Below are 9,340 nucleotides of genomic sequence, written 5' to 3'. Positions count from 1 at the left end.
CAACAACCACTCAGGGCGCCGGCACCTTTGTCGGTCCCGGCGCCGTCGTGTGGCCGAGCGTTATGCGGCGGGCGCGCGCCTCACGGGACGAGGACGAACTTGCGCCCGGCCCCCGCCATGGACTGCGCGTAGGCGTCGGCGCCCTGCTCCAGCGGGACCGCGGTGGCGCGGACGGCGTCCGCGATGCCCACCCCGCCGAGCAGCACGGCGGCGGCGAGCTCGTCCTGGTAGCGCCGGACGGGCGTCGCGCCGGAGCTGACCGTGATGGCCTTGGACCAGATGCCGCCGAGCCAGACGCCCAGGGGCGGCCGCGCACCGGGGGCGCCCGCCGGGTACACGCCCGCGACGGAGATGGCGCCGCCGTGGCGCACCACCCCGATGATGTCGTTGAGCGCCGCCGCGACGGGGGTCCGGCCGTCCGCTCCGGCCGCCGCCACCGTCGCGTCGGAGACGCCGACGCAGTCGATGCCCGCGTCCACGTACGGGACGCCGACGGTCTCGGCGACGATCTCGGCCGGTTCGCCGGACGCCAGGTCCGCGGCGGCGAACCCGGCGTCGCGGGCGTGCGCGAGCCGCTCGGCGTTGAGGTCGCCGACGATCACGGCGGCGGCGCCGAGCATCCGGCACGCGACCGCCGAGGCGAGGCCGACCGGCCCGGCCCCGGCGACGTAGACGGTGGAGCCGGGGCCGACGCCGGCGGAGCGGGCCGCGTGGTAGCCGGTGGGCAGGATGTCGCCGATCATGGCGACGTCCAGCAGCCGCTCGCGGGCGCGGTCGGCGTCGGCGAAGACGTGCAGGTTGAAGTCCGCGTACGGGACCAGCGCGTACTCGGCCTGCATGCCGGCCCATCCGCCGAAGCCCTCGCCCATCCCGTAGGTGGCGCCGGGCCGGGCCGGGTTCGTGCGCAGGCAGTGCCCGGTGCGCCCGGCCCGGCAGTTCGCGCACCGCCCGCAGGCGACGTTGAACGGCACCGAGCACACGTCGCCGACCCTGACGCGCTCCACGTCCCGGCCCGTCTCGACGACGACGCCGGTCAGCTCGTGCCCGAGGACCATGCCCTCGGCGGCGCCCGGCCCGTGCAGCGTGTGCAGGTCGGACCCGCAGACGCAGGTCGCCAGCGTCCGCACGATCACGCCGTGGTCGCAGCGGCGGGGCAGCACGCCGGGCGCCGCCCGGGTCTCCAGGGCGGGCATCGGCGCCTCGCCCACGACCGCGCGTCCGGGCCCGGCGTACACGACGGCGCGCTGCGTCCCGTTCGGGGACGCTCCCCCGCCGGACGGTCCGGCGCCGGTCACAGCGGCGCCGGTCACAGCGAGCCCGACGCCTCGTGCGAGCGCCCGCCGCGCTTGCCCGGCAGCAGGACCCGCTCCAGCACCTCCACGAGGACGAACAGCACGAACCCGATCACCGTCAGCCAGGCGATCGAGGCGAACACCGTCAGGCTGTCCATGTCGCCGCGGGCGGTGATGAGCAGGACGCCGAGGCCCTTGTCGGCGCCGACGAACTCGGCCACCACCGCGCCGACGACGGCGAGGGTGATGCCGACCTTGACGCCCGCGAAGATGCTCGGCAGGGCCCACGGCCAGCGGATCTTCCAGAACGCCTGCCAGCGGCTCGCGCCCATCGACCGGACCAGCATCAGGCTCTCCGGGCGGGCCGCCTTGAAGCCGACGAGCGAGTCGATGACCACCGGGAAGAAGCAGATCAGCGCGACCATCAGCACCTTCGGCAGCTGGCCGAAGCCGAACCAGATGATGAACAGCGGCGCGATCGCCACCTTCGGCACCACCTGCGCGATGATCAGCAGCGGGTAGATCGCGCGCCGCGCGACGCCGCTGTAGACCATGGCGACCGCGATGGGCAGCGCGACCACCACGGCCAGCGCGAACCCGGCGAAGATCGCCACGATGGTCGGCACGGACTGGTCGGCGAACGTGCCGAAGTCGCCGAACATCTTCCCCACGACGTCGCCGGGCGCGGGGAGCACGTACTCCTCCACCGCGCCGGACGCGCAGACGGCCTGCCACACCGCGACGATGATCGCGACCAGGATCAGCGGCAGCACCCAGTCGGCGGCCCGGGACTCCAGGAACCGCTTCCCCGCCGGACGCCGGGCCGCCCGCGCCTGGGCGGCGGGCCGCTCCGGGGCGGGCGGCGTCGCCCCGCCGCCCGCCGGTCCCGGCCCCTGCCCTGTCCTCTTTCGGGCGTGCTTGGACCGCACCGTGCCGCTCACTTGGGCTCCTCCCTCAGGACGCCGAGGTTCTCGAAGACGCCGCGGATCTCGCCGACGAGGTCGGCGAACTCCCGGCCGGTCCGCGCGCTCAGGTGCCGCGGGCGCTCCAGCGGCACCCGGAACTCGGCGGCGATGCGGGCCGGGCGCGGCGAGAACACCAGCACCCGGTCGGCGAGGAAGACGGCCTCGTCGATGCTGTGGGTGACGAAGACGACCGTCTTGCGGCGCTCCATCCACATCCGCTGCAGGTCGATCTGGATCTGGTCGCGGGTGAGGGCGTCGAGCGCGCCGAACGGCTCGTCCATCACCAGGATCTGCGGGTCGTGCAGCAGCGCCCGGCACAGCGCCACGCGCTGCTGCATGCCGCCGGACAGCTCGTCGGGGTAGGAGTCCTCGAACCCGCCGAGGCCGACCTGCCCGAGCAGTTCGCGGGCGCGCCGCTCGGCCTCCTGCCGGGGCGCGCGGCGGATCTCGCTCTGCAGCAGGACGTTCTGCAGCGCCGTCCGCCAGGGCAGCAGCTCCGCGCCCTGGAAGACGAACCCGAGGTCGGTGTAGGGCTTGAGGACCGGTTCGCCCTGCACCCGCACCTGGCCGGTGGACGGCTGGGTCAGCCCGGCGAGGGCCATCAGCAGGGTGCTCTTGCCGCAGCCGCTCGGCCCGACGATGGCGAGGAACTCGCCGCGCTCCAGCTCGAAGGACATCTCGCTGACCGCGGTGACCGCGTCGAAGGACTTGGTGAACCGGTCGAACTCGATGAAGGGGGCGGTCGCGCCGGCCATCGGCTACTTCCCTCCGAACGCGTCGGAGCAGCCGGACAGGAAGGCGTTGCTCGCGGCGTCCGCCGGGGTGATCTTGCCGGGGTCGACGCCGCCGTACTGCTCCATCACCCGGATGGTGCTCTTCCAGTCGTCGGCGGAGGTGCAGCCGAACGGCTGGCCCTTCGTCCGGTCGGTGGTGAGCAGCTTCGCGGACGCCTGCCACTGCTGCTTGACGACCTCCTTGGAGAGGCTGGTCGTCTTCACGAACGAGAAGAAGGACTCCACCGCCGCGTCGGTGTCGGCGTCGGTCGCCTGCACCGCCTCGGCCGTCGCGGCGAGGAACTTGCGGAGCGTGCCGGCGTCGCCGTCGGCGAACTTCTTCGAGGTGACGATGCCGGAGCTGAGCACGTCGAGACCGGAGTCGGCGTAGCCGAGGACGGTCAGGTCGCACTTGCACTTGACCTTCATGTTCGGCTCGGTGACGTTGAGGAGCCCGAAGGTGAACTGCGTCTTGCCCTGGACGAACAGGCTGTCGCGGGTCGGCACGTCGACCTTGTTGAGCTTGACCGAGTCCGGGTCGAGGCCGGTGGCCTTGGCGAACGCGGGGAAGACCGTCTCGGGCGCGGAGCCGGCGGTGAACCCGGCGGTCTTGCCCGCCAGGTCCTTGGCACCGGTGATGCCGGAGTCCTTGCGGGCGAAGACGGCCAGCGGCGACTTCTGCACCATCCCGGCGACCATCTTCACCGGCATGTGCTTGCCGACGGCCTGCACCAGCGCGCCGGCGTCGGCGTAGCCGATGTCGTCCGAGCCGTTGGCGACCGTCTGCAGGGTGGTCGCCGACCCCTTCCCCGGGTTGAGCGTGACGTTGAGGCCGTGCTTGGCGTAGATGCCCTTCTGCACGCCCACGATGAGGGGCAGGACGGCGCCGGTGTAGAAGACGTCGGTGCGGACGGTGACCTTCGTGCGTCCGGAGGCGTCCTTCTCCGGCTTCGAGTCCCCGCATGCCGAGAGGGCGAGTGCCGCCGTCAGCGCCAGTGCGGCGCCGGAAAGGGCCCGGCGGCCCCGGCGGCTCCGGCGGGCCGTGCGGACGGCGGCGAAAGCTATGTGCATCGTGACCTCGTGTGAAAGCTGGCTCGGCGGCGCGGGCTGGGGGCCGTCCGTGGCGGTGCGCGGCCGTCCGAGCGGTGTCCCGCCGGGGGCTCGGCGGCAGGTGGTTCGCCCCGAAGTATCTGGGACCTAAATTACTTGTGTCAAGATATCTTGGTTCCGCTATTGTTTCGGACGGCTCACGGATCCGCCCCACTCATCACACGGACGGTGCAATGGACGACGGTGCAACGGACACGGTCGGGAAGGCATTGGACGACTGGCGCCGGGAGCGTCCGGACCTCGACCCCTCGCCGATCGGCGTCTTCGGCCGCCTCCGCCACGTCGCCGAACTCTCCCGCCAGGAGCTCGAGGCGTTCCTCGCCCCGTACGACCTGACGCCGAAGTCCTTCGACGTGCTGGCCAACCTGCGCCGCGGCGGCCCGCCCTACCGCAAGACGCCCTCCGAGCTCGCCGAGTCCTCGCTGCTGTCCAGCGGCGCGATGACCGGCCGGCTGGACGCGCTCGAACGGCAGGGCCTCATCCGGCGCAGCCCCCACCCGAACGACCGGCGGGTGATGTTCGCCGAGCTGACGCAGGTCGGCCTCGGCCTCATCGACGACGTGTTCGCCCGCCACCTGGCGAACGAGGAGACCCTGCTCGCCGGGCTGACGGCGGAGCAGCGCGCGCGGGTCATCGACGGCCTGCTCCTGCTGCAGCGGTCCATCGAGTCCGCCGTCGCCGGCCGTGCCGTCGCCCCGCCGCGCCGCCCGCGCCGCTCGTCCCGCAACTCCGTCTGACGTCCGGGAGGCGCCGCTCCTCACGGGGCCCTGTTCCTCATGGGCACTGCTCCTCACGGGCACTGCCCTCATGAGGCCCAGGGGAGCGGCTCCTCCGCCAGGTCCCAGTAGACGCTCTTCTGCCGCGCGTAGGCGAGGATCCCCTCGCGGCCCTTCTCGCGGCCGATCCCGCTGGCCTTCATGCCGCCGAACGGCGTCGAGATGCTGAACTGCTTGTAGGTGTTGATCCAGACCGTGCCCGCCTCGATCCGGCGGGCGACGCGCCAGGCCCGCCGGTAGTCGCGCGTCCAGATCCCGCAGGCCAGCCCGTACACCGAGGCGTTGGCCTGCGCGATCAGGTCGTCCTCGTCCTCGAACGGCAGCGCCACGAGGACGGGGCCGAAGATCTCCTCCTGGCACGTGGCCGAGCCGTTCGGCAGCCCGTCCAGGACCGTCGGCAGGTAGTAGGCGCCCCGCGACCACGCGTCGCCCTCCGGCGCCCGCCCGCCGCACAGCACCCGCGCCCCTTCCGCGCGGGCCCGGTCGACCATCCCGGCGACCCGGTCCCGGTGGGCGTGCGTCACCAGCGGCGCGACCTGCGTCGCCGGGTCGGTCCCCGGCCCGACGCGGAGCCGCCCGGCGCGCGCGACGAGCTCGTCCACGACCTGCCGGTACACCGAGGAGTGGACGAAGACGCGCGAGCCGGCGATGCAGCTCTGCCCGGACGAGGAGAAGACGCCGAACAGCAGGCCCGCGATGGTCCGCTCCAGGTCGGCGTCGGGGAACACGATCGTCGGGGACTTCCCGCCCAGCTCCAGCGAGACCGGCATGATCTTCTCCGCGGCCGCCGCGCCGATGGCGCGCCCGGTGGCGGTGCCGCCGGTGAACGACACCTTGCCGACGCCGGGGTGCCGGACGATCGCGTCGCCGGTGACGCCGCCGGGTCCGGGCAGGACCGACAGCAGGCCCGCCGGCAGCCCGGCCTCCTCGACCACCCGGCCGAGGGCGAGCGCCACCAGCGGGGTCCACTCGGCCGGCTTCAGCACGACCGCGTTGCCCGCCGCGAGCGCCGGGGCGATCTTCTGCGCGTCGCTGGCGATCGGCGAGTTCCACGGGGTGATGGCGCCGACCACGCCGATCGGCTCGTGCACGCTCATGCTCAGGTAGGGCCCGCGCGAGGGCGTGAGGTCCCCCTCCAGCGTCTCCAGCGCCGCCGCGAAGTAGCGGAACGTGGCCTGCGCGCTGTGCACCAGCGCGCGGGTCTCGTTGATCGACTTGCCGGTGTCGCGCGTCTGGAGCGCCGCGAGCCGCTCGGCCGAGCCGGCGATCCCGTCGGCGATCCAGACGAGGTACCGGGCGCGCTCGTGCGGCAGCAGGTCGCGCCAGGCGGGGTCGGCCGCCGCGGCGGCGCCGGCCCGCACCGCCTCGTCCACGTCGGCGGCGTCCGCGCCGTGCAGGCGGGCGATCACCGTCCCGTCCAGGGGGCTGAGCGAGGCGAACCCCGCCCCGGACCCGCGCCGCCAGACCCCGCCGACCAGGATCTCGTCCGCACCGCCAGCGTCCATCGCCTCGCCCTCCCGTGTCCGTAGATAGCTTGGAGCAAAGATATCAAGAACCCAGCTTTTTCGGGGTATTGCGCCCGGACTCTTTCTGAATCTAATGTCAGCTTCATTCTCGGCACGGATCGGAGCTGGCATGTGCGACGGGCAGGCGGACGGGACGGCGGCGGCACGGCCGTCGCGGCGGGCGGTCATCGGATCGGCGGCGGTGGCGGGGATGGCCGCCCTCGGCGCGGTCGGCGCCCCGGGCCGGGCGCTCGCGGCGCCGGCGCGGCCCGACCGCGGCCCGTCGGACGCGCGGACGAGGCTGGTGCTGCTCGGCACGGCGGGCGGGCCGGTGCCGATCGCGGAGCGGTTCGGGATCTCCAGCGCGGTGGTGGTCGGCGATCGGACGTACCTGTTCGACGCCGGGCGGGGGTCCGTCAGCCAGTACGTGCGGGCCGGGCTCCCGCTGAAGTCGCTGCGGGCCGTCTTCGTGACGCACCTGCACGCCGACCACACGGCCGACCTGTTCAACTACCTGATGCTGGCGCAGGTGAGCCCGGACGGTGACGCGCTGGTGCCGCCGGTGCGGGTGCTCGGGCCGGGCCCGGCCGGAGCGATGGGGCCGCCGTTCGCGGGGCCGCGCCCCGTCCCGAACGTCAACCCGGACGACCCCACGCCGGGCCTGAAGGACCTGATCAACGGCAGCCTCGCCGCGAACGCCTACACGTTCAACATCTACGGGCGGGAGGGGGCGACGCCGCTCCACCCGGAGTCGATCCTGGACCTCACCGAGATCGACGTGTCCCGGACCGGCGCGGACCCGCTGAAGAACCGCGCCCCGCGCATCCGCCCGTTCACGGTGTTCGAGGACGACCGGATCCGCGTGCAGGCGACGCTCGGCGCGCACGGCCTGGTGTTCCCCGCGTTCGGGTTCCGCTGCGAGACGCCGGACGGCGTGATCGCCTTCTCCGGCGACACCGGGTACCACGAGAACATCATCGAGCTGGCGCACGGCAGCGACGTCCTCGTGCACGAGGCCGTCAGCGTGAACTACTACAAGGACAAGAACCAGAACGAGGCGTTCATCGAGCACCTGAAGGAGGCGCACACCGACGTCACGCAGGTCGGGGACGTGGCGCGGCTGGCGGGCGCCGGGAAGCTCGTCCTCAGCCATCTCGGCCCGGCGAAGCCGAGCATGGTGCCGGACCGGGTCTGGTACCAGGGCGCCCGCAAGTCGTACCGGGGGCCGGTGGTCGTCGGGAACGACCTGGTGACCGTCCCGCTGCCGCGGAAGCGGGGCTGACGTCGTGGAACGATCCATCGAGCGCCTCGCGGACGAGTTCATCGCCGCCGTCGAGGCCGGGGACCTGGACGCCATCCGCACGTCCCTCTACGCCCCGGACGCGGAGATCTGGCACAACACCGACGACAAGGTGATCGGCCCCGAGGAGAACCTGCGGGTGCTGAGCTGGCTCACCGCCACCCTCCGCGACATGCGGTACACCGAGATCCGGCGCCGACTCACGCCGGACGGGTACGTCCAGCAGCACGTCCTGCGGGGCGTCGTGCCGGACGGCACGGAGCTGACGCTGCGGGCCTGCTTCATCGTGACGGTGAAGGACGACCGCATCACCCGCCTGGACGAGTACATGGACCCGACCCAGAGCCGCTGCCTGGACCCGTACCGCCCCGCCCGCTGAGCGGTGGCGTGTCAGGAGCCCCAGGCCAGGGGGAGGGTGTCCAGGCCCAGGACGAGGCTGGCGTGCTCGGTGGGGCAGGCGCCGTCGGGGACGCGGTAGTGCGGGATGCGGCGGTGCCACTCCTCCACGGCGACGCGCAGTTCCAAGCGGGCCAGGTGCGAGCCGAGGCAGCGGTGCGGTCCGGCGCCGAAGGCGATGTGCCGGTTGGGCGTGCGGTCGAAGTCGACGGTCCGCGGGTCGGGGAACGCGCGGGGATCGCGGTTGGCCATCGCGAGCGGCAGCATGACCATGTCGCCCGCGCCCATGGGGCAGCCGTGGGACGCGGCGTCCGTGACGCGTTTGCGGGCGGGCAGCACCAGGGAGTAGGCGCGCAGCAGTTCCTCGACGGCGTCCGGGACGATGCCGGGATCCGCCGTGATCCGGGCCCGGTCGGCGTCGTGGCGGGCGAGGTGCCAGAACGAGTACGACAGCTGCGCGGCGACGGTGTCGAGCCCGGCCAGGAACAGCAGGGTGCACAGTTGCAGCAGCTCGTCGTCGGTGACGGGCCTGCCGTCCGGCTCGAACGCGAGCGCGGCGCTGACGACGTCGTCGCGCGGGTCCCGCCGCCGCTCGGCGATCAGCTCCCGGAACAGGGCCGCCACGCTCCGCATGGCCTCGGTGCGCCCGCCCTCGGCCGGGGGCGCGTGCAGGATCGCGTACTCCCACCGCAGGAACTCCTCCAGCCGGTCGACCGGGAGGCCCATGAACTCCAGGAAGACGGCCGTCGGGTAGCGGCGGGCGAAGTCCGTGACGAAGTCGCACTCCCCCCGGCCGGCCAGCGCGTCGATCAGCTCGCCGCACCGCCGTCGGACGCCGTCCTCCATCGCGGCGGCGCGGGCGGGGGTGAACAGCGGGCGCAGCAGCCGCCGCCAGGTGGTGTGCTCGGGCGGGTCCAGCATGACCGGGATCCACCGGTAGGACGGGTCCGGGTCGGTGACGGCGATGGCCCGGCTGGAGTGCGACGCGGTGTCCTGGTAGGCGGCGAGGATGTCGGCGTACCGGGTCAGCACCCAGAACCCGTGCCGGGCGCCGCTGTGGAAGGCCGGGCAGCGCTCGCGGAGCTCGTCCAGCATCGCGTGGGTGGTCCCGGCCGGGCGGGGCTCGCCGAACGGGTCGAAGTCGATCCGAGGATGGCTCATGGCACTCCCGCTCGCCGCGCGCGGCCCCGCGGCCGCACGCCGGCGATCATAGGCTCCGGGGG

At 73.4% G+C, this 9,340-nt stretch carries 9 protein-coding genes; 3 read left to right on the top strand and 6 right to left on the bottom strand.

The genetic code is table 11. From position 1 onward, the window contains the following. Positions 1 to 80 precede the first annotated feature (80 nt). From ABT299_RS33065 to ABT299_RS33050, 4 genes are read right to left on the bottom strand one after another with little or no spacing between them, the layout of a single operon-like run. Positions 81 to 1,310 (bottom strand): alcohol dehydrogenase catalytic domain-containing protein, encoded by a 1,230-nt coding sequence (locus ABT299_RS33065; protein ID WP_500253138.1) that lies wholly within the window; start codon positions 1,308 to 1,310, stop codon positions 81 to 83. Next, entirely contained in the window at positions 1,307 to 2,233 is a 927-nt protein-coding gene (locus tag ABT299_RS33060; protein ID WP_500253137.1) for an ABC transporter permease, read from the bottom strand. The genes ABT299_RS33065 and ABT299_RS33060 overlap by 4 nt, the downstream gene beginning before the upstream one ends. Further along, a complete protein-coding gene (locus ABT299_RS33055; protein WP_190864594.1) occupies positions 2,230 to 3,012 on the bottom strand; it encodes an ABC transporter ATP-binding protein in 783 nt (260 codons plus the stop codon). The genes ABT299_RS33060 and ABT299_RS33055 overlap by 4 nt, the downstream gene beginning before the upstream one ends. A gap of 3 nt (positions 3,013 to 3,015) precedes the next feature. Beyond that, the gene (locus ABT299_RS33050; protein ID WP_500253136.1) at positions 3,016 to 4,101 is read right to left on the bottom strand and encodes an ABC transporter substrate-binding protein; all 1,086 of its coding nucleotides are present in this window, start codon (positions 4,099 to 4,101) and stop codon (positions 3,016 to 3,018) included. A 212-nt stretch (positions 4,102 to 4,313) separates the two neighbouring features. On the opposite strand from ABT299_RS33050, the gene ABT299_RS33045 reads away from it, so the two are divergent. After that, entirely contained in the window at positions 4,314 to 4,877 is a 564-nt protein-coding gene (locus ABT299_RS33045; protein WP_190864598.1) for a MarR family winged helix-turn-helix transcriptional regulator, read from the top strand. A 68-nt stretch (positions 4,878 to 4,945) separates the two neighbouring features. Here ABT299_RS33045 and ABT299_RS33040 read toward each other — a convergent pair whose 3' ends face one another. After that, complete coding sequence (locus ABT299_RS33040; protein WP_500253135.1) at positions 4,946 to 6,421, bottom strand: aldehyde dehydrogenase; 1,476 nt, start codon at positions 6,419 to 6,421, stop codon at positions 4,946 to 4,948. A 130-nt stretch (positions 6,422 to 6,551) separates the two neighbouring features. Here ABT299_RS33040 and ABT299_RS33035 point away from each other — a divergent pair, with 130 nt between their 5' ends. Then, positions 6,552 to 7,703, top strand: coding sequence for an MBL fold metallo-hydrolase (locus ABT299_RS33035; protein WP_500253134.1), 1,152 nt, complete (start codon positions 6,552 to 6,554; stop codon positions 7,701 to 7,703). A gap of 4 nt (positions 7,704 to 7,707) precedes the next feature. Continuing rightward, entirely contained in the window at positions 7,708 to 8,100 is a 393-nt protein-coding gene (locus ABT299_RS33030; RefSeq protein WP_500253133.1) for a nuclear transport factor 2 family protein, read from the top strand. Between the two features lie 11 nt (positions 8,101 to 8,111). On the opposite strand, the gene ABT299_RS33025 is transcribed toward ABT299_RS33030, so the two are convergent. Beyond that, the gene (locus ABT299_RS33025; RefSeq protein WP_500253132.1) at positions 8,112 to 9,278 is read right to left on the bottom strand and encodes a cytochrome P450; all 1,167 of its coding nucleotides are present in this window, start codon (positions 9,276 to 9,278) and stop codon (positions 8,112 to 8,114) included. Positions 9,279 to 9,340: the final 62 nt, after the last annotated feature.

This window comes from Spirillospora sp. NPDC000708 (genome assembly GCF_040299565.1).
In the GTDB taxonomy this organism is placed as follows: Bacteria; Actinomycetota; Actinomycetes; order Streptosporangiales; family Streptosporangiaceae; genus Spirillospora.
This window is presented reverse-complemented; position numbering and strand designations above follow the sequence as displayed.